This window comes from Klebsiella sp. K5-45, from assembly GCF_030128605.1.
Taxonomy (GTDB): Bacteria; Pseudomonadota; Gammaproteobacteria; order Enterobacterales; family Enterobacteriaceae; genus Klebsiella; species Klebsiella quasipneumoniae.
In genome coordinates, this window is record NZ_JAKUZW010000005.1 from 408,613 (window position 1) to 427,197 (window position 18,585).

An 18,585-nucleotide genomic window follows, 5' to 3' on the forward strand; every position below is an offset into this window, starting at 1 on the left:
GGCGCCGCGCCAGCGGGCTCTCTTGCTCAAAAATACTTGCGCAGATACTCGGTCAGACAGAGGATCGCCATCGCCTGGCCGTAGGGCATCGAGGTGAGTGGGATCTGGCGATAGAAATCGAGGTCTGACCCCATGCCGGTGCCAAAGGAAGTCTGCAGCAGCTCCCCCTGCGGCGATATATTCTGCACAATTCCGCAAATCGCTTTTTCTGCCACCCCGGCATAGTGCTGCCCGACATATCGCTTGCGCACCGCTTTAAGTATGCCGTAGGCAAAGCCGGCGGTCGCCGAAGCCTCAGGATAAGAGTGCGGGTCGTCCAGCAGGGTATGCCACAGGCCGCTGTCATCCTGGCATTTCGCTAAAGCGGCAATTTGCGCGTTCAGCACCTCGGTCAGATAGCGCCGTACCGCATTCCCTTCCGGAAGATCCACTAACTCAAGAAAATCCGGGATCACCATGGTTAGCCAGCTGTTGCCCCGTGCCCAGCGCGCCCGGGCAAAGTTATGCCGACCGTCATAGCTCCAGCCGTGAAACCACAGTCCGGTTTCCCGGTCCATCAGGTTTTGCACATGAAGCAGGAACTGATAGGTCGCCTCCTCCACATACTGCGGACGGTGAAGCAGCTTGCCTATTTTGGCTAACGGCAACACGGTCATCATCAGCGTGTCATCCCACATTTGCTGGTGGTTCTCTTCCGCCAGGGTGATGTGCTGCATACCGCCCTGCTCGGTACGCGGCATCTCATACATCGCCCACTCCGCCCAGCTCTCCAGCCACGGCAGATACGCCTTACACCCGGTCTCTTCAAAGCGATAAGCCAGGGTCAGGAACGGCGCCATGGTGTTGACGTTTTTGGTCGTTGCCCCCTCGGCGAAGCGGTCGGCAAACCAGCGGTCGATAATATCGCGCATCTCGATATCGCCGGTTTGCTGATAATACTGATAGATGCCGTACAGCCCTACGCCGTGGGTCCACTCCCAGCCGGCCCAGCCTTTGGTATCAATAACGCGCCCGTCATCCAGGCGCAGTAAAAATTGCCCGCTCTCATCCTTAATATTCACCAGGTTTTGCGTCACGTTGCGGATCAGCGCCTGCAATTCGCTGCGGGCGATAAAACGCTCAGGCTGACAGAGTAATGGGCTATGTTTGACCGGCCAAACTTTCATGTTGTTAACCTCGGGTATATGTCGAATTCAAAGCGCCGCCCTGGGTGAGCGCCGGGGCAGCAGGTTTATGACGATTCAGATAGCCAATATTGTTATTCCCCCACAGGCAGTCGTAGGGCATCCCCGCCAGCATCTCGACCACCGCGCGGTGTTCCGCACTGGTCAGCTCCGGCCGGGCGTGACCGCTTTCGCGCATTCTGAGGGTTTCGCTGCGCAGGACGCTGTGGGTGTGCAGATTGAGTTTGAAGCGCAGTGAAACGAGGAAGCCGCAGGCTAACACCACCAATGTACCGACGCTGAGGATCAGCAGAATGGTATGGCTGACCCCTTCAGGCTGTATTTTTTGCCCGGAGACAAACCCCGACAGTTGCATAATGATGCCCACCAGCATCACCGCCCCCGCCTGCGAGGCTTTGCGGGTCAGGGTCATGATGCCGGCAAAAATCCCCTCCCGGCGCTGGCCGGTGATCGCTTCGTCGACGTCGGCAATATAGGTGTAGGTATTCCACGGCACGTAGTTAATCCCGCCGCGTCCCAGTCCGGCGACAGCAGAGATGAGCAACAATAATGAATAGACGTCGCTCAGTCCGGCGTAATAGAGCAGCGCATAGGAGAGCGAACTCAGGCCAAAGAGGACCACCACCATGCGGTACGACGGCGCGGGGCCAAAGCGAATGCACAGCGGGATCATGGCGATCACGGCAATAAACTGGAAAATCGCCATCGTCCCCAGCAGATTCGAGGCGACAGAAGCTTCCTGCATCAGAACAAAGACCACGTAGTAGGTAAACACGGCATTGAAGACGTCCTGGGCGATATAGCCCCCCAGATACATGCCGAGGTGCTGGCGGAAAATTTTTATCCGCAGCGTAGAGCTCAGCTCAATCACCAGGCGATTGAGGCTCTGGGCGAGAGTGAGGTTCTGTTTTTCCGCTTCCGCCCGTAGCGCCGCCTCTGACCAGGCCTCACGCGGCCGCTCCCAGGTGAAACACCAGACGAAGGTCAGCATCACCGCGCACAGGACCGAGAACACCAGACTGGCATAAAAGAACGAGCTGGCATTGTCTTTGCCGAGCCAGGTAAGGAGGATCCCCGGCAGAAAGGAGGCTAAAATCGCCGACATTTGCGCCATTGAGATGCGCGCGCCGGAGAATTTGGTTTTCTGTTTAAAGTCATCGGTCATCTCCGGCACCAGCGTCTCGTAGGGCACCAGAATCATGGTGTAGACCATATCAAACAGCAGATAGGTGACCAGGTAGTACCAGAATCCCATCTCGCCGACCCACATCGCCGAGTAGCTGAATACGCAGGGGATGCCGAGCAGAATAAAGAATTTTCTGCGGCCGAAGCGCTTGCCGAGCCAGGTGGTGCCGAAGTTATCGGTGAGAAAGCCCATCAGCGGACTCACCACCGCATCCAGTACGCGGGCGGAAGCGAATATAAGCGTGGCTTCTATCGGGGAGAGTCCGCAGAAGGTGGTGTAAAAGTAGAGCAGCCATGCGGCGGTTAGCGCCGTGGTGCCGGCGCCGAGAAAATCGCCCGCGCCGTAGGCCAGGTAGTTAGCCAGTCCAATCTTTCGTGTTTTCATCGCCGTGATCCTGTGTCTTTTTTTAAGAGAACGCCGACAATCTTTCCGGATTTGCCACCGGAAGGGAGTGGGTACCTGGCTACACTAAAAGCAGTGAAACGACGTTACCTTTGTGTTTTTGCCACGGAAGAACCGCCGATGGCAAAATGACAAAGAGACGATGTCTCAACTTCACTCATTTATAAAACAGCATTTCTTTTAAATAAAAAATTAGGTTCATTTATGTGATCTTGTCGGGGAAACACGGACTGGCGAAGAGCGTCGCAAATCACGGGAGCGGCCCTTGCGTAGCAGGGTAAACAGGAGTAAAGAAGGAAAGAAAGGGTTATTCCGCGTATCTCAAGGAGGCCAGATGCCTTATTCACATCTGCTGGTTGCCGTCGCGCCAACGCCGGAGAGTCAGGTATTAATTAAAAAAGCGGTGTCAATTGCCCGCCCCGTGAACGCGAAAGTGAGCTTTATCACCCTCGCCACGGATCCGGAGCTGTATAACCAGTTCGCCGCGCCGATGATGGAAAATCTGCGCGAGGTGATGCAGGAAGAGACGCGTGATTTTCTCAACGAGCTGGCGCGTCACGCGGACTACCCGATAGAAAAAATGACCATCGCCTGCGGCGAACTGGGTCATCATATTAAGGACTTCTGCCGGTCACACCAGGTCGATCTGGTGATCTGCGGCAATCATAACCATTCCCTTTTTTCGCGCGCCACCTGCTCGGCGAAAAATATCGTCGGCAGCTGCGGCGTCGATGTCCTGCTGGTTTCCCTTGAAAAGGGCTAACGCCGGTTAGCCCTTTTCCTGAACTAGGCCAGTTTAGGGAACGTGGCTATCTTCCCCCGCAGGCGGCTCTCCTCGCTGCGCGGCGAAATATGCTGCAGATCGTCGACAAAGCGCGCCTGCCAGTTATGAATATCATTTTCTCTGATCACATCCAGCATCGCGGAATGACGGGCAATACGTTCCGCCAGCGGCATGCTTAGGGCGCGATCCAGCGCGGCAGCAACCTCGTCGCGATCGTAGGGATTGACGATCAGGGCGCTGTTCAGCTCTTGCGCCGCGCCGGCAAACTGCGACAGGACCAGTACGCCAGGGTTATCCGGATCTTGCGCCGCCACGTATTCCTTCGCCACCAGGTTCATGCCATCGCGCAGCGGCGTCACCAGCCCAACGTCAGAGTAGCGGAAGACCTTCATCAGCAGCTTACGGTCAAAATGCTGGTTCAGATAGTAAAGCGGAGTCCAGCCAAGCTGGCCGAACTGGCCATTGATGCGTCCGGCTGCGGTTTCCAGCTGGTGGCGGATATCCTGATAGGCCTGCACATCGCCGCGGGACGTCGGCGCGATCTGGGTATAACGGATCTTACCGTGATGCTGAGGATACTTTTCGAGCAGCGTCTCATAGGCGAGGAACCGCTCCGGCAACCCTTTCGAGTAGTCAAGGCGCTCCACTGAGAAGATATTCTTCACGTTTTTGAGCTCGTTTTTCAGCTGGACCAGCTTCGGCGGCAGCGGACCTTTGGCGTTGCGCGTAATCTCGTCCGGATCGATCCCTATCGGATAAACCTCGGTGCTAAACGCTTTACCCCACGCCTGATAGCGTTTGTCTCCGAGGTCGGAGAGTCGGGTCTGCATGGCAATGCTGTCGAGAAAGGCGGTTCTGTCGCTTTCAGTCTGGAAGCCCAACAGATCGTAGTCGCACAGTTGCTCCAGCAGCTCAGCGTGCGGCGGTAGCGCATTAAAAATCTCCGGCGTCGGGAAAGGAATATGCAAGAAGAAGCCGATGCGGTTGTTGACCCCGCGCTTGCGCAGTTCGCTGGCGAAGGGCAGCAGATGGTAATCATGGATCCACAACGTATCATCTGGCTCGATCAGCGGTAGAAGCTTGTCCGCCAGCATGGCGTTAACTCGCTGATATCCCTCCCAGGCTTCGCGCTGGAAGCTGACCAGATCAAGACGATAGTGGAAGGCCGGCCACAGCACGGCGTTAGAGAACTGGTTGTAGTATTCATCATGGTCACGTTCGTTAAGGTTGAACGATGCCCATGAAATATTTCCGCGGGAGACCTGCTTCAGCGGCTGCTGGTCATCGCCAATTTCGCCGCTCCAGCCAAACCACAGACCCCCTGCCGCTTTCAGTGCCCCCAGGATGCCGACGGCCAGACCGCCAGCGCTCGATTTTTTATCGTCCGGTAAGGCGATACGGTTAGAGACTACGACTAAACGACTCATGGTCATCCCTCCTTTCGGTTTGCGCGTCATACGCCAGATGTTGCAACCACGTCCTTACGGCGGCGGCATCCGCCAACCGCCAGTGCGCCTGAGTTTCCCCGGCGCCAACTTTTATCGACATTCCCTGCAGTTGATTCACCACGCTGAATCCCGCCTCGTCGGTCAAATCATCGCCGACAAAAACCGGTTCGCGACCGGCAAACGGCGCTTCCTGCATGAAGGCAGTGATCGCCTCCCCTTTGTTGACACCGCGGGGTTTAATCTCCACCACGCACTTGCCAAGCTGCAGCGCCAGCAGCGGGTAGCGCTGAACAATGCGCTGCGCCAGCTCCAGCACCGCGGTCTGCTGCTGCGGGGCCTGACGGTAGTGCAGCGCGAAGGCCATCTCTTTACTCTCCAGCTCGCACCCGGGGAGCGCCTGCAGCGCCGAGCTCAGCTCAGCCGCGATTTCATCCCGCAGGGCCGACGGCAGAGAGACAATATAGGTTTTACCATTGATATCACGGCGCTCGGCCCCGTGAACGCCGGCCAGCGGTAGCCGCCAGGGATGGGTCAGCGCGTCAAGTTCAGCCATTGAGCGCCCTGAAATCAATGCCACCGCCCCGCCCTGCTGCCGGGCCAGCGCGTTGAGCGCCTGCAGCGTGTTGTCGGGTATCACCACCTGATCGGGGTGCGGCTGGATATCGGCAAGAGTACCGTCGAGGTCAAAGAAAAAAGCGTAGTTTCCGGTTAGCGCAGGCGGTACAGATATCTGGTTATCCACCCTATTTCCTCCTTATCATGGCCAGCCGAAGCTGGTTGTTAATTATATGTTAGCCATGTAAGTATAGACAGTGTGACCAACCTCGCAATTTTTGATAGATACCGCCAGCGAAACGGGCGCTGGCGGCAATTACTCTGTAGACTTAAAAGTTATGCCTGAAATCAGGCCGCACGTTTGGCTTTTTGTTTGTAACGGTCAAAGATCACCGCCGCCAGCAGGATGACCCCGCGCACGACGTATTGCGAGAACGGCGAGATGTTAAGCAGGTTCATCGCATTTTCCACGGTCCCGAGGATCAGGATCCCGGCCACCACGTAGGAGATCTTGCCGATCCCGCCCTTCAGCGACACCCCGCCCAGCACACAGGCCGAAATAACAATCAGCTCATAGCCAATCGAAGTCATCGGCTGGCCGCTGGTCATTCGCGACGCCAGGATAATCCCCGCCGCGGCCGACACCAGACCGGAGAGCACAAAGATAATAATCTTGGTGCGCACCACCGGAACACCGGCCAGACGCGCCGCCTCTTCATTGCCGCCTATAGCCAGCGTATTACGGCCAAAGGTGGTTTTGTTTAGTAATAATCCGAAAACCACCAGGCAGGCAACCGTCAGCCAGATCGGCGCCGGCAGACCAAACCAGTTGGCGTAACCGAGGGTGAAGAAGCGCTCATCTTCGATCCCCACCGCTTTACCGTCGGAGATAATGTAGGCCAGGCCGCGGACAATCTGCATAGTGGCCAGCGTGGTGATCAGGGCGTTTATCTTCAGACGGGCAATGACAAAGCCGTTGACCAGGCCACTGACTGCCCCCAGCAGCAGACCGGCGGCAATCCCCAGCCACAGGCTTTCGCTCAGGTTAATCACCACCGCGGTAGTGACCCCGGCACAGGCGATAACCGACGCCACCGACAGGTCGAAATCGCCGGAGGCCAGGCAGAAGAGCATGCCGCAGGCCACCATCCCGGACATCGAGATCGCCAGCCCCAGCCCCTTCATATTGACGAATGAGGCAAAGTTAGGCACAAAAATTACGCAGCCGATAAACAGCACCGCAAACACCACCAGCATGCCAAACTGATCCCAGATACGGGCGAAGCTAAAGGCAGAGCGGGTAGCGCCGGACGTAGTCACTGATGACATCATTTACTCCTTACTCAGGCGACAGCCTGACTCACTTTTGGCATCGCAAGGCTTAACGCCTGCTGTTCATTGGCTTCTTCATGCAGCAGTTCGCCGGCGACTTGCCCTTCACGCATCACCACGATGCGGTCGGCGACGCCCAGCACTTCCGGCAGGTCGCTGGAGGCAAATACCACGGCGACACCGGCGGCGGCGAGGCCATATATCACGTTGTAAATTTCATGTTTGGCGCCGACATCGATGCCGCGGGTGGGCTCATCGAGCAGGATCACCTTCATCTCTTCCGACAGCCAGCGGCCAAGGATCGCTTTCTGCTGGTTGCCGCCAGACAGGTTCATGATCAGCTGTTCCGGGCCCGGCGTTTTAATGTTCAGCGACTGGATATGCTGATCGGCGTTGTCCGCCTCCCAGGCGTTGTTGATCAGGCAGCCGGCGTGGATATGCTTGCGCCGGGCGCTGATATTGATATTGTCGCGCACGGAGTGAACCGGAATAATCCCCTCCGCTTTACGATCTTCCGGACACAGCATCATCCCGGCCTGGATGGCCTGGGCCGGTTTGCGGATGTCGACGGGCTGGCCATCGATATACACCTGACCGCCGGTGATCCGCGTCCCGCCGAACAGACCTTTCATCAGTTCGCTGCGCCCGGCGCCCACCAGCCCGAACAGGCCGACGATTTCGCCACTGCGCACCGAGAGGCTGACCGGCGTGCGCACGCCCGGGGCTTTGACCTCCTCCAGACGCAGCCGCTCTTCGCCATAGGGACGAGGTTTCCAGCCGTAAATATCACCCAGATTGCGCCCGACCATCGCCTGGACCAGCGCGTCGTGGCTGACGCTCGACATATCGTCAAAGGTGCAGACGTAGCGACCATCCTTAAAGACGGTGATGGCATCGCTGAGGGCAAAAATTTCTTCCATCCGGTGTGAGACATAGATGATGACCCGCCCCTCCTCCCGTAGCTCGCGGATAACGCGAAACAGATTGTCGATCTCCCGGGCGGAGAGCGAGCTGGTCGGTTCATCGAAGGCGATAATCTTGGCATTACGCGCCAGCGCTTTGGCAATCTCCACCATCTGCCACTGGCCTATAGAGAGATACTTCAGCGGCGTCTCCGGGTCGATATCCAGCCCCAGATGCTCCAGCTGCAGACGGGCCTCATAGTTGAGCAGCGAGCGGTTGACGATGCCGCCTTTGTGCGGCAGCTGGCCAAGATAGATATTTTCGGCGACGGTCATCTCCGGGATCAGATGCAGCTCCTGATAGATAATCGCCACGCCGGCGTTGAGCGCCGCCATCGTATTAGTGAACGCCATCTGCTGGCCGCCGATCTGCAGGTGGCCAGCGGTGGGGATGTAGTTACCGCTGAGAATTTTCAACAGCGTCGATTTGCCTGCGCCATTTTCGCCCATCAGCGCGTGGATCTGTCCTGGGTAGCAGTCAAAACTGATATCGGACAAGGCCTTTACGCCAGGGAACGTCATGGTGATGCCGCGAAATGAGAGATAAGGGGTAGACTGTTGCATAACGACTCCGCTCTTCTGCACTCAGCCCCCGCCGCGGCGGGGGCCAGTTCAACCGGGCTGTTACAGCCCTTTTTTCGCCAGCTCTTCTTTGAAGTTATCGCGGGTAATCAGCACCACATCGGTCACCGCCGTGAACTTCGGCGGCTCAACGCCCTTGGTGACCCAGTTGTAGAGCATTTCACTGGTTTTATAGCCATGGATGTCCGGGCTTGGCAGCAGGGAGCCATAGAAGCCGGTCGCCTGCGCCTTCGACAGTTCGTTGACGGCATCCACGCCGTTGATGCCAATACCAATCACATCCGGCGCTTTAAAGCCCTGCCCTTCAGTGGCACGCACGCCGCCAAGCACAGTGTTATCGTTCATCCCAACGATCAGCCAGTGTTTCACCTGCGGGTGCTGGACCAGCATTGAGTTACCGGCGTCAAACGCCCCCGGGATATCGTTAGATTTTGTCGGAACGCGGTAGATTTGCGCTTCCGGGAAGCCGGCCGCCTTCAGGGCATCGATGGAGCCGGTGGTGCGACGACGGGCGGTGTCCAGCTCATCGGCGGTGATGGCCATCACCGCAGTGTCTTTGACATCCCAGCCGCGTTTCTGCATTTCTTTATACAGCTCCTGTCCCTGGCGGGCGCCAATTTCGCTGGCCGCCATCATCACCAGCGGCACGCTCTCCATCGGTTTACCTTTGGCGTTGACGAACTGGTCATCGACGGTAATCACCTTCATGTCATAGCCGCGTGCTTTAGCGACTATCGCCGAGCCGAGTTTAGGATCGGGGGTACAGATGACAAAGCCCTTCGCGCCGCTGGCCGCCAGGCTATCGATGGCGTTCAGGGTTTTCTCACCATCCGGTACCGCTATTTTAATGACGTCAAAGCCTAAATCTTTTCCTGCTTTATCAGCAAATTTCCACTCGGTCTGGAACCATGGCTCTTCCGGCTGTTTCACCAGAAAACCCAATTTAAGGTTTTCCGCCATAGCTGATTGTGACATAACCGCTGCGAGACCAATGGCCGCCAGCGCTTTAGTAAATTTGTGCATGGTAAACTCCAGCTTTAATTCGCTTTCATGTAGGGAAAAATCGGAATTAACTTTTTTATCAGCATCAAAACAAGGCATTAGAAAAATCGCATCCCCTACTGCCGTTGTTAGAGTAGTAATACCCGGAAATTATTTCTCCATACGAGAGCATTATCACATCGCGAAATTACAGTAATTGCGTACATAGATTTAGCAAAAAAAGACATAAAAAAAGACATAATTGTCATACAATTTAACCAGTGAATAGCAGGATCATCTATACCACCAGCAGGCTTATCCTTGTGATGTCAGTGGGTGTTTAACAGAGGGTTACGGCACTGTTATAACCAGCGGCTAAGGGGGTCGCAGCGGCGGTCGACTGCCCGCCGGCGCTGTTGTGCAACAGACGCGCGCCGCCAGTCCAGCGTCGGCCGTTTTATATCGCGATAAAACGGATCTTTTGCGTAATTTATTCCGAATTGATAAAAGATATTCCCGCTGCATAGGAAAGCCTGCAACAAAAAATAAAAATAATTATCATCACAACGAAACATTGCCCTCTGAAATAACTTATAGCTTTGAGTTATACGATGAATCTCGTAGTCAAATATCTATAACTTATACCTGACACACCGCACTCATTCCCCAGCCTGAGCCGCAATCCCACTGCATGTCGTCATGCAGGAATAATGGTGTAACAAAACGTAAATTATCCATCTTGAGAGTTTTCTTAATCGCACTCAGCGAGTATTCTTAAATTGTCGGCAAGTGGAAAAATTACCCGACTCATACGGAATGTGTAGAGTTTTATTATTCTGCAACAGTGCAGCGCGTCACTCTTTTATCCTGTTGTTTGCTCCAGGAACCGCTGACGCGCACCAGTAACCCCTTCCCGGTTAATAAGGATATTTTTATGGCAGTTCCAGGAATGGCACAAAAGCTAAACACCCAGATGAACCTTGAGTTCCACGCCTCTAACGTTTACCTGAACTTAAGCGAGTGGTGTGCCCGGCATCGCTTCGACGGCGCCGCGACATTTCTGCGCAACCGCGCGCAATGCAGCATCACCCTCACCATGCGCGTATTTGACTATCTGAAAAAAGCCGGCAACTGGCCGATAGTCAATCCCGACCGCGCCTGTAATCCCGAATGTACCTCGCTGGAAGATCTCTTTACCCAAACCCTGGTCGATTACCGCCAGCGGAGCAGTATGCTGAGCGGTCTCGCCGAGGAAGCCAAAGCGCAGAGCGATGACAACACCTGGCGTTTTCTGACCCGCCTGGCGGAAGAGCAGCAGCAGGATGGGCTGCTGCTGCAAAGCGTGCTCGAGGAAATTCGCAATGCCGACAAAGCCGGGATAGGTATGGAACAGACCGATCGCCGTCTGATGGCCCTCGTCGGAGCGTCACAGAACCCCCACTAATCAGACGCGCCGGGCCTTTCTCGCCCGGTCAGGGGGAGCGCGTTCGCGCTGCCCCGCCCTGTTTATTAATCCGTTCTTGCTATTCTCCCCTGCTATTTATTCCTCAAACGAATAAAAAAGTTTTAACTCGATCCCATTCCCTCGTCACCGTTACCCCTTAGGGGGGATTAGTGAGCGCGGTCACTTTTTGTTGAGTCATAAAGAAATATAAAAACACTGTTTCAAAAATATAAAACACGAGGTTTATTTTTTATGGCTAGATACACGGCTTCAGCCTCTGAAGGGCTGCAGGGAAGACCGATCTTGTTACGCCATCAGTTAGCCTACGGCGGCGGTAATCTGTTAGGGAGTGGCGCACTGGCGATAAGCGGAGCATGGCTACTCTATTTTTATACGACCTTTTGCGGCCTGACGCTGATCGAGGCCTCATTTATCTTCTCCGTCGCCAGCATCATCGACGCCATCAGCAACCCGCTGATGGGCTATCTGACGGATAATTTTGGCAAAACGCGGTTAGGCAAGCGCTTTGGACGTCGGCGCTTCTTTTTGCTGATCGGCATTCCTCTGATGCTGTTCTACCCGCTGCTATGGGTAGAGGGCCTGAGTTTCTGGTACTACCTGTGTACCTATGTGGTGTTTGAGATCATCTATACCTCCATCATGGTGCCCTATGAGACGCTGGCGACAGAGATGACCGATGATTTCTCGCTACGCTCAAAGCTCACCGGCTATAAAGCCATCTTCGGCAAGCTGGCCAACTTCCTCGCCGCGTTTATTCCCGGACAGTTCATTCTGCTGTACGGCAAAGATTCCGCCACCCCTTTCTTCCTCACCGGGCTGACCTATGGCGCGATCCTGATCGTCGCGATTACCTGCCTGTGGCTGTGCAGCTGGGAGCGCGAGCGTGCGGAAGCCGTGGATACCAGCGCGAAAAAGCGGCTGCTGAGCACCCTGCTGTCGCTGGCGAAAGACATGCGTTCCACCTTTTATCTGCGCGTGTTCCGCAAACATCTCGGTATGTACCTGTGCGGGTTTGGCGCGGAATGGCTGTTTGCCTCCATCTTCACCTATTTCGTGATATTCGTTCTGCAGCACGATCCGGCAATGGTGGCCGGGCTGAACAGCCTGAACTCGATTCTGCAGCTGATCTCCACCGCGCTGTTTATCGGCCTGTGTGTGAAAAAGGGCTTTAGCAAACCCTATATCCTCGCGCTGGGGATCGTGATTTTCGCAGTCCTGCTGTATACCTCGCTGTGGTTCTTCCATCTGCCGTCAGGCCTGGCGACAGTGCTGATGTTCGGTATTACCGTGCTGTTCGGCCTGGGGACCGGCGGGGTTTACTATATTCCCTGGACCGTTTACACCTTCCTCGCCGATGTCGACGAAATCTACACCGGACGCCGCCGGGAAGGCATCTATGCCGGCGCCATGACCTTCTCAGGGAAAATTCTGCGCTCGATTGTGGTGTTTTCGATGGGGGCCATCCTGAGCTTTTACGGTTTCCAGTCAAAAGCGCACAGCCAACCGGAAAGCGCCGTGACCGCCATCGCGGTGGTATTCTGCGTCGGTGTCGTCGCCTTAGCCCTGGCCGCCATCGTCTTCAGTAAGCAGATGAAACTGGACCGTAAAGCCCATCTGGTGGTTCTGCAGGAAGTCGCGCGGATTAAAGCAGGCGGTAAAATCAGTGATATTGCGCCGGAGGTGCGGGCAATCGTTGAGGATCTGGTTGGCCATCGCTACGAAGAGTGCTGGGGCAACAGCAAATTGTTTAAAACCGCTGAGTCTGCGCCAGTGCAGACCGTGGTTTCTCATTAAAGAAAAAGGCCCCGGCGGGAATCCGCGGGGCCGGTTATTAATGCGTTTCTTCCTGCGGGGTAAACTTCAGCTCAATCAGGGCAATCGCTTTTTGCACCGCGCGAAGCGTCACCGGGTCGGCAGAAGCCGGGTGGCTGGCGAAGTCGATGGCTTTCAGCTGACTGGTCATTTTTTCACGCACTTCCACCGGCGCGATGACGTCAATCACGTCGAGGATCTGCTTGATAACCAGCTGGCAGGCAACCACATCGGAAACCAGCTCGTCGTGTTCGGTAAGATGTTGAGACATTAATTACTCCTTTTTTCAGGAGCGTAATAGTACCCTAAATCGATAACGATAATAAAACCTGCCGCGGCAGGTTTTTTTCACCACCCGAGTGGCTGGCGGCGCCTCTGCTGCCGCTTTGCCGAGGATCCTCTTGATGGCAGCGACAACATGAACACCGCGATCTCTTCCGGTAACGAACGTGCCTTTTCAGCCCCGGCGCTGCTGGTGGCTGGCGCCTTTTTTATGGAGTTTCTCGACGGGACGGTGATCGCTACCGCCCTGCCCGACATGGCGAGAGATTTTGGCGTCACCGCCGTCGAGCTTAATATCGGCATCAGCGCCTATCTGATAACCCTCGCGGTGCTGATCCCGGCCAGCGGCTGGATCGCCGATCGCTTCGGCGCCCGGGCTATCTTCACCCTCGCTCTGGCCATTTTTACCCTTGCCTCGATCTTTTGCGGCCTCTCTAGCGACGTGCATACCTTTGTCGCCATGCGTATCCTGCAGGGGATCGGCGGCGCGCTGATGGTCCCCGTCGGCCGTCTGGCGGTACTGCGCACCACGCCGAAACACCTGCTGATCAAGGCCATCGCCACCCTCACCTGGCCGGCGCTGGTGGCCCCCATTATCGGCCCGCCTTTGGGAGGCTTTATTACCCGCTACGCCAGCTGGCACTGGATCTTCTTTATCAATGTCCCGCTGGGCGTTGCGGCGATTATCCTGTCGCTGCGCATCATTCCTGATATCCGCGAAACGGAGCGGCGCGCCTTCGATATGACAGGATTTATCACGACCGCGGTGGCGATGGTTAGCCTGGTCACCGCGATGGAACGGCTCGGCGCTCGCCAGCCGGAGATCTGGCCCACGCTGGCCCTCGCGGCGCTGGGCTTCGGCTGTCTGTTATATTCCATTCGTCATTTCCGCCGGGCGGCGGCGCCTATGGTTCGTCTCGACGCCCTGCAGGTGCCGACGTTCCGGGTGACGATGTACGGCGGCTCGCTGTTCCGGGCCTCCATCAGCGCGGTGCCCTTTCTGCTCCCCCTGCTGTTCCAGGTGGGGTTCGGTATGGATCCCTTTCACTCCGGCCTGCTGGTGCTGGCGGTATTTGTCGGCAATTTAACCATTAAACCCGCCACCACGCCGCTGATCCGCTGGCTGGGCTTTCGTCGCCTGCTGTTGGTCAACGGCGCGCTGAACGTCTGTTCGCTGCTGGCATGCGCGCTGCTCACGCCGCAAACCCCGGTCTGGGCGATCATGCTGATCCTTTATCTCGGCGGGGTGTTTCGCTCTGTTCAGTTCACGGGCGTGAGCACGCTGGCCTTTGCCGATGTCCCCGCCGCGCAGATGAGCGATGCCAATACCCTGTTCAGTACCGCGTCGCAGCTGGCGGTGGGGCTGGGGATCACGCTTGGGGCGATCGGCATTCGCCTGGGGGAACAGGTCGGCGACTGGCTGCACCTTTCCGCCGTGCCGGGGATCAGCTTTCGCCTGGCGTTTGTGTTTATCGCGGTGATCTGTCTGGTGGGGATGATCGACAGCCTGCATCTGGCTAAAACGGCAGGCAGCAGCGTGTCGGCGAAGAAAACCTGAATGATGGAAGGGCCAGCGGCGCTGGCCCTGATAACGATTACCCGACGATCTGACGGACGAACGCTTCGATCGCTTTATCCTGGCAGTTTTCGAAGAAGCACTGCTGGAAGCGAGGGCCAGAGACCGCAGTTTTCACCAGCTCCGGATCGATGGCGCGCAGGGTGTCGAGATAATTTTCTTTGACTACCGCCGCTTTGACCTGGTTGAGGATCCCGGCATTACGCACCTGCGGTTCTTTGCGCTCCGGCGGGTAGCCTTCCCCGTTACGACCGGTAAAGGCTTTTTCAAAGATAAAGCGCACATTCAGCTCGGCGCCCCAGCCGAAACCTTTGGCAAACGGCAGCGACAGCGCGTTACCGTTGTTGATCTGGGCAAACAGGAACGCGTCCGCCGGGTCGATACAGTAGCCGCAGACCACGCCAGGATGGATGTTCAGCGACATCAGTGCTCCCTGGCCGGTACCGCAGCCGGTGACCACGAAGTCAACCGCCTTCGAATTCAGCAGGATGCTGGCCATGATCCCGAGGTGAATATAGGTCAGATGATGATCGTTCTCATCGCTCATACCGACGTTAAAGACCGGAAATCCTTTTTCGTCGGCAACCGCGTTAAGCTCCTTGAGAATGATGGCGTTTTTGTTCGCCTGGCTGTTCTCCATCATCAGTGCAATCTTCATGGTTTACTCTCCTGAATGCTGTGCGGGCCTGCCCGCAGAATGTCATTGGCGTTGACTGCACTCTACTACCTGGAAAACAAACTTTCAAATTTTATGAAAAGTTGTTTTATAAATTACGCAGCGCTTCACACTTTCACCGCCTCTGCCGCTCAGGTTACCGTGTCGCCCCTCATCAGGACGACTCCGCCTGGCGCTCCCCACCAGGCAACCCGCAGAGGGCGTCGTTTCGCTTCCGCAAAAAACTAATAATAAATTAAAACTATTCTCATTTATTATTAAATTGCCAATGCGTGTTATTCCCATTAGCATTTTAAATAAAATATTTTTAAATTTACTTTTTGCAAATAATTAAATAACAAATTATAGTGGCAGCCGATAACATCTATTTTTTAATTCCAGGAGCGCGACGATGCTGAAAACGGAAATGATCGACAAACTGAATGAACAGATGAATCTTGAACTTTATTCTTCTCTTCTTTATCAGCAGATGAGCGCCTGGTGCAGTTACCATAGTTTTGAAGGGGCTGCGGCCTTCCTGCGTCGCCATGCCCAGGAAGAGATGACCCATATGCAGCGCCTGTTCGACTACCTGACCGACACCGGCAGCCTGCCGCGCATCAACGCCATCGCCTCCCCGTTTGCCGAGTATGCGTCACTGGATGAACTGTTCCGCCAGACCTATGAGCACGAGCAGCTGATCACGCAAAAAATTAATGAACTGGCGCACGCGGCTATGACCAGTCAGGATTACCCGACCTTTAATTTCCTGCAGTGGTATGTCGCCGAACAGCATGAAGAAGAGAAATTATTTAAATCGGTAATTGACAAACTGACCCTCGCCGGGAAAAGCGGTGAAGGTCTGTACTTTATCGACAAAGAGCTGGCCACTCTCGATACGCAGAATTAATTGCTCGCGCCGCGACGCTTCTCCGTCGCGGCATTTTTAATGCTGGCAAATCTTATTTTCTGCGGTGGTAAACCCTGTCGCTCTGGCAATAAATTTACCTTTTTGCTCTAAAAACGCCACCAGCTCCGCAGCGCTCAGATTTTCCGCCGAACAGGTATGAAAGCGCGCCTCTGCGCCAAAGCGACGGTGAATGGCCGCCTCCAGCGAAGCTGCCGTCCAGCACTCCCCCGACGCCAGCATCATCTGCAGCACTTCATGACCATGAATAGAAGACATAACCCCTCCGGAAAAAACGTCAGCTTAGGCCAGACCGGCGGCCCGTGCCTTGCGCCAGCGCAGGCTTTCGCCCTTTCGAGTTCGTAAAGTTTTAATTACACTGCTTGTAACCCTGATTTGACGAAAGACGCAATATCCCCTACTCTGCGCGGCATAAATTATTGTGATTTGCTGTAGGGATAGCGAAAAGCGTGAAGAACCGCACTCTGGGCAGTATTTTAATCGTAGCCGGCACCACAATCGGTGCAGGAATGTTGGCAATGCCATTGGCCGCCGCAGGCGTCGGGTTTACCGTCACGCTGGGTTTACTTTTCACCCTGTGGGCATTGATGTGCTATACCGCCCTTTTGCTACTGGAAGTCTACCAGCATGTCCCTGCCGATATGGGGCTCGGTTCTTTGGCGGCGCGCTATCTGGGCCGTTACGGACAGTGGATCACCGGGTTGTGCATGCTGTTTCTGTTATACGCCCTCACGGCGGCCTACATTAGTGGCGCCGGCGAATTACTCGCTTCCAGCCTAAACCAGTGGCTGGACTGGCAGCTGCCGCCGGCCGCAGGCGTACTGATCTTCACCCTGCTCGGCGGGGCGGTGGTGTGCATTGGCACCGCGCTGGTCGACCTGTTCAATCGCTTCCTGTTTAGCGCCAAAATCGTCTTCCTGGTGATTATGCTGGCCCTGCTGATGCCGCACATTCATCAGGTGAATCTGCTCACGCTGCCGGTTGAGCAAGGCCTGGCGCTGTCGGCCATTCCGGTGATCTTTACCTCCTTCGGCTTTCACGGCAGCGTGCCGAGTATCGTCAGCTATCTGGGGGGCGATATCCGTAAACTGCGTCGGGTGTTTATTATCGGCAGTTTTATTCCGCTGGTGGCCTATATTTTCTGGCAGCTGGCGACGCTGGGCAGTATCGACGCCCCAGCCTTTACCGCCCTGCTGGCGCAACATGCCGGTCTGAACGGTCTGCTGGAGGCGATCCGCGAAGTGGTAGCGTCACCGCACGTGGAGCTGGCAGTACACCTGTTTGCCGACCTTGCGCTGGCGACCTCCTTCCTCGGCGTCTCGCTCGGGCTGTTTGATTATCTGGCCGATATGTTTCAGCGCAAAAACAACGTCAGCGGGCGTCTGCAGAGCGGGATGATCACCTTTCTGCCGCCGCTGGCGTTCGCCCTGTTCTATCCCCGCGGCTTCGTCATGGCCCTGGGCTACGCCGGGGTGGCGTTGGCCGTTCTGGCCCTGATGTTACCGGCCATGCTGGTCATGAAGAGTCGCCGACTGCATCCGCAGGCCGCCTGGCGGGTGGCCGGCGGCGCCCCGGCGCTGTGGCTGGTCCTGCTGTGCGGGATCGGCATCGTGGCGATCCAGTTCTGCATCGTCGCCGGGCTGTTACCGGCGGTGGGATAAAAGAAGGGGCCAGCCGGCCCCTTTTTCATTTCGCTAAGCAACACTGCTTATACTTTTTACCGCTGCCGCACGGGCAGGGATCGTTACGTCCGACTTTCGTCTCATTTCTTACCGGCTGCGGGACCACCTCCGGCTGCGGATTCACCATCCAGTACTGGTAAAGCGCCAGCGCCGCCGGGGTGATACGCTCGATACTGGCGATAAATTCATCCGCCGTCAGATTATCCAGCGCGGAAAACTGTTCTTCGCTACCGTGAAGCGCAATCGCCTCCAGCTCAGGCTGAAGTTCAGCGGGCAGCGTCGACCAGTCGCTCAGCGCCACGCCGCGCAGATAGCCAAAACACCACTCTTCAACGATGGTCAGCTCCTGACCTTCCGCTTCGCGGGTGCCGAACAGCGGTTCGAACTGATCGGGATAAGACTCAAGTCGTTCGGCGATATCGCTCATATGCTGCAGCGTCAGATTGACAAAGCGATCGCGCTCGCGGTCGTTGGCCCAGCGTGGCACATTATCTGCGCCACCCCAGATCGCCAACAGCCACTGGGCGGGTTCAATAGCGGTGGGCGCCGAGAGGATCGCCGTCAGCAGGCCATCCAGTTCAGAGACATCCAGAATAGCGCCTTCGGTGGCGTATTTCGCCAGCGTCTCGTCCAGCCATTCCAGTTCGTTTTCGTTTAAGGGTCCGGTATTCATTCACAGGCTCGCATGGTAAAAATCGGGCCTACAGTAGCCGAAATGCCGGCAGAAAGCCACCCGGCAGCGCCCATTGCGCCTGCGCCGCCCTGACAC

Annotated in this window: 18 protein-coding genes and 1 pseudogene; 7 read left to right on the forward strand and 12 right to left on the reverse strand. The window is 56.1% G+C overall.

The window, feature by feature from the left end; all coding sequences use genetic code 11:
• Nucleotides 1-26 precede the first annotated feature (26 nt).
• The gene (locus MKS11_RS13640) at nt 27-1,166 is read right to left on the reverse strand and encodes a glycoside hydrolase family 105 protein (RefSeq protein ID WP_284109594.1); all 1,140 of its coding nucleotides are present in this window, start codon (nt 1,164-1,166) and stop codon (nt 27-29) included.
• Nucleotides 1,167-1,170: 4 nt separating this feature from the next.
• Nucleotides 1,171-2,754 (reverse strand): MFS transporter, encoded by a 1,584-nt coding sequence (locus tag MKS11_RS13645; RefSeq protein WP_017900226.1) that lies wholly within the window; start codon nt 2,752-2,754, stop codon nt 1,171-1,173.
• A gap of 352 nt (nt 2,755-3,106) precedes the next feature.
• Between MKS11_RS13645 and uspC the strand changes: the two genes are divergently transcribed.
• Nucleotides 3,107-3,535: a universal stress protein UspC gene (gene uspC, locus MKS11_RS13650; RefSeq protein ID WP_004203433.1), complete on the forward strand. Its 429-nt coding sequence runs from the start codon at nt 3,107-3,109 to the stop codon at nt 3,533-3,535.
• A gap of 23 nt (nt 3,536-3,558) precedes the next feature.
• On the opposite strand, the gene otsA is transcribed toward uspC, so the two are convergent.
• The 5 genes from otsA to MKS11_RS13675 form a co-directional block, all read right to left on the reverse strand.
• Nucleotides 3,559-4,983, reverse strand: coding sequence for an alpha,alpha-trehalose-phosphate synthase (gene otsA / locus MKS11_RS13655; RefSeq protein WP_004203435.1), 1,425 nt, complete (start codon nt 4,981-4,983; stop codon nt 3,559-3,561).
• A complete protein-coding gene (gene otsB / locus MKS11_RS13660; protein WP_004203436.1) occupies nt 4,958-5,746 on the reverse strand; it encodes a trehalose-phosphatase in 789 nt (262 codons plus the stop codon). The genes otsA and otsB overlap by 26 nt, the downstream gene beginning before the upstream one ends.
• A gap of 161 nt (nt 5,747-5,907) precedes the next feature.
• Nucleotides 5,908-6,888, reverse strand: a complete 981-nt coding sequence (gene araH / locus MKS11_RS13665; RefSeq protein WP_004203438.1) for an L-arabinose ABC transporter permease AraH — start codon at nt 6,886-6,888, stop codon at nt 5,908-5,910.
• A 14-nt stretch (nt 6,889-6,902) separates the two neighbouring features.
• Entirely contained in the window at nt 6,903-8,417 is a 1,515-nt protein-coding gene (gene araG, locus MKS11_RS13670; protein ID WP_004203440.1) for an L-arabinose ABC transporter ATP-binding protein AraG, read from the reverse strand.
• 60 nt (nt 8,418-8,477) lie between these two features.
• Complete coding sequence (locus MKS11_RS13675; protein ID WP_048295835.1) at nt 8,478-9,458, reverse strand: arabinose ABC transporter substrate-binding protein; 981 nt, start codon at nt 9,456-9,458, stop codon at nt 8,478-8,480.
• A gap of 892 nt (nt 9,459-10,350) precedes the next feature.
• On the opposite strand from MKS11_RS13675, the gene MKS11_RS13680 reads away from it, so the two are divergent.
• A complete protein-coding gene (locus tag MKS11_RS13680; protein WP_048324866.1) occupies nt 10,351-10,860 on the forward strand; it encodes a non-heme ferritin-like protein in 510 nt (169 codons plus the stop codon).
• Nucleotides 10,861-11,020: 160 nt separating this feature from the next.
• On the opposite strand, the pseudogene MKS11_RS27685 reads toward MKS11_RS13680, so the two are convergent.
• Nucleotides 11,021-11,098 (reverse strand): annotated as a pseudogene (locus tag MKS11_RS27685) (succinate dehydrogenase); the annotation flags it as partial.
• A 65-nt stretch (nt 11,099-11,163) separates the two neighbouring features.
• Between MKS11_RS27685 and MKS11_RS13690 the strand changes: the two are divergent.
• Entirely contained in the window at nt 11,164-12,675 is a 1,512-nt protein-coding gene (locus MKS11_RS13690; protein WP_211773194.1) for an MFS transporter, read from the forward strand.
• A gap of 37 nt (nt 12,676-12,712) precedes the next feature.
• Here the strand turns inward: MKS11_RS13690 and MKS11_RS13695 are convergent, their stop codons facing one another.
• A complete protein-coding gene (locus MKS11_RS13695) occupies nt 12,713-12,964 on the reverse strand; it encodes a DUF2766 family protein (RefSeq protein WP_004203448.1) in 252 nt (83 codons plus the stop codon).
• 147 nt (nt 12,965-13,111) lie between these two features.
• Between MKS11_RS13695 and MKS11_RS13700 the strand changes: the two genes are divergently transcribed.
• Entirely contained in the window at nt 13,112-14,533 is a 1,422-nt protein-coding gene (locus MKS11_RS13700) for an MFS transporter (RefSeq protein ID WP_053810180.1), read from the forward strand.
• A gap of 37 nt (nt 14,534-14,570) precedes the next feature.
• On the opposite strand, the gene MKS11_RS13705 is transcribed toward MKS11_RS13700, so the two are convergent.
• Complete coding sequence (locus MKS11_RS13705) at nt 14,571-15,209, reverse strand: RpiB/LacA/LacB family sugar-phosphate isomerase (protein WP_004203450.1); 639 nt, start codon at nt 15,207-15,209, stop codon at nt 14,571-14,573.
• Between the two features lie 187 nt (nt 15,210-15,396).
• Here MKS11_RS13705 and MKS11_RS13710 point away from each other — a divergent pair, with 187 nt between their 5' ends.
• The gene (locus tag MKS11_RS13710; RefSeq protein ID WP_032456329.1) at nt 15,397-15,561 is read left to right on the forward strand and encodes a hypothetical protein; all 165 of its coding nucleotides are present in this window, start codon (nt 15,397-15,399) and stop codon (nt 15,559-15,561) included.
• A gap of 57 nt (nt 15,562-15,618) precedes the next feature.
• Nucleotides 15,619-16,116 carry a non-heme ferritin gene (gene ftnA / locus MKS11_RS13715; protein ID WP_004203451.1) on the forward strand — a complete coding sequence of 166 codons (498 nt, stop codon included), beginning with the start codon at nt 15,619-15,621 and terminating at the stop codon, nt 16,114-16,116.
• A gap of 36 nt (nt 16,117-16,152) precedes the next feature.
• On the opposite strand, the gene MKS11_RS13720 is transcribed toward ftnA, so the two are convergent.
• A complete protein-coding gene (locus MKS11_RS13720) occupies nt 16,153-16,392 on the reverse strand; it encodes a YecH family metal-binding protein (RefSeq protein WP_004203452.1) in 240 nt (79 codons plus the stop codon).
• Between the two features lie 191 nt (nt 16,393-16,583).
• On the opposite strand from MKS11_RS13720, the gene tyrP reads away from it, so the two are divergent.
• Nucleotides 16,584-17,795, forward strand: a complete 1,212-nt coding sequence (gene tyrP / locus MKS11_RS13725; RefSeq protein ID WP_004203453.1) for a tyrosine transporter TyrP — start codon at nt 16,584-16,586, stop codon at nt 17,793-17,795.
• 25 nt (nt 17,796-17,820) lie between these two features.
• Here the strand turns inward: tyrP and MKS11_RS13730 are convergent, their stop codons facing one another.
• Nucleotides 17,821-18,489 (reverse strand): YecA family protein, encoded by a 669-nt coding sequence (locus MKS11_RS13730; protein WP_284109596.1) that lies wholly within the window; start codon nt 18,487-18,489, stop codon nt 17,821-17,823.
• Between the last annotated feature and the right edge of the window lie 96 nt (nt 18,490-18,585).

What these genes read in the sequence shown, in the direction of transcription:
- MKS11_RS13640 (WP_284109594.1), bottom strand. Translation starts at nt 1,166, where the DNA reads ATGAAAGTTTGGCCGGTCAAACATAGCCCATTACTCTGTCAGCCTGAG.
- MKS11_RS13645 (WP_017900226.1), bottom strand. Translation starts at nt 2,754, where the DNA reads ATGAAAACACGAAAGATTGGACTGGCTAACTACCTGGCCTACGGCGCG.
- uspC (WP_004203433.1), top strand. Translation starts at nt 3,107, where the DNA reads ATGCCTTATTCACATCTGCTGGTTGCCGTCGCGCCAACGCCGGAGAGT.
- otsA (WP_004203435.1), bottom strand. Translation starts at nt 4,983, where the DNA reads ATGAGTCGTTTAGTCGTAGTCTCTAACCGTATCGCCTTACCGGACGAT.
- araH (WP_004203438.1), bottom strand. Translation starts at nt 6,888, where the DNA reads ATGTCATCAGTGACTACGTCCGGCGCTACCCGCTCTGCCTTTAGCTTC.
- araG (WP_004203440.1), bottom strand. Translation starts at nt 8,417, where the DNA reads ATGCAACAGTCTACCCCTTATCTCTCATTTCGCGGCATCACCATGACG.
- MKS11_RS13675 (WP_048295835.1), bottom strand. Translation starts at nt 9,458, where the DNA reads ATGCACAAATTTACTAAAGCGCTGGCGGCCATTGGTCTCGCAGCGGTT.
- MKS11_RS13680 (WP_048324866.1), top strand. Translation starts at nt 10,351, where the DNA reads ATGGCAGTTCCAGGAATGGCACAAAAGCTAAACACCCAGATGAACCTT.
- MKS11_RS13695 (WP_004203448.1), bottom strand. Translation starts at nt 12,964, where the DNA reads ATGTCTCAACATCTTACCGAACACGACGAGCTGGTTTCCGATGTGGTT.
- MKS11_RS13700 (WP_053810180.1), top strand. Translation starts at nt 13,112, where the DNA reads ATGAACACCGCGATCTCTTCCGGTAACGAACGTGCCTTTTCAGCCCCG.
- MKS11_RS13705 (WP_004203450.1), bottom strand. Translation starts at nt 15,209, where the DNA reads ATGAAGATTGCACTGATGATGGAGAACAGCCAGGCGAACAAAAACGCC.
- ftnA (WP_004203451.1), top strand. Translation starts at nt 15,619, where the DNA reads ATGCTGAAAACGGAAATGATCGACAAACTGAATGAACAGATGAATCTT.
- MKS11_RS13720 (WP_004203452.1), bottom strand. Translation starts at nt 16,392, where the DNA reads ATGTCTTCTATTCATGGTCATGAAGTGCTGCAGATGATGCTGGCGTCG.
- MKS11_RS13730 (WP_284109596.1), bottom strand. Translation starts at nt 18,489, where the DNA reads ATGAATACCGGACCCTTAAACGAAAACGAACTGGAATGGCTGGACGAG.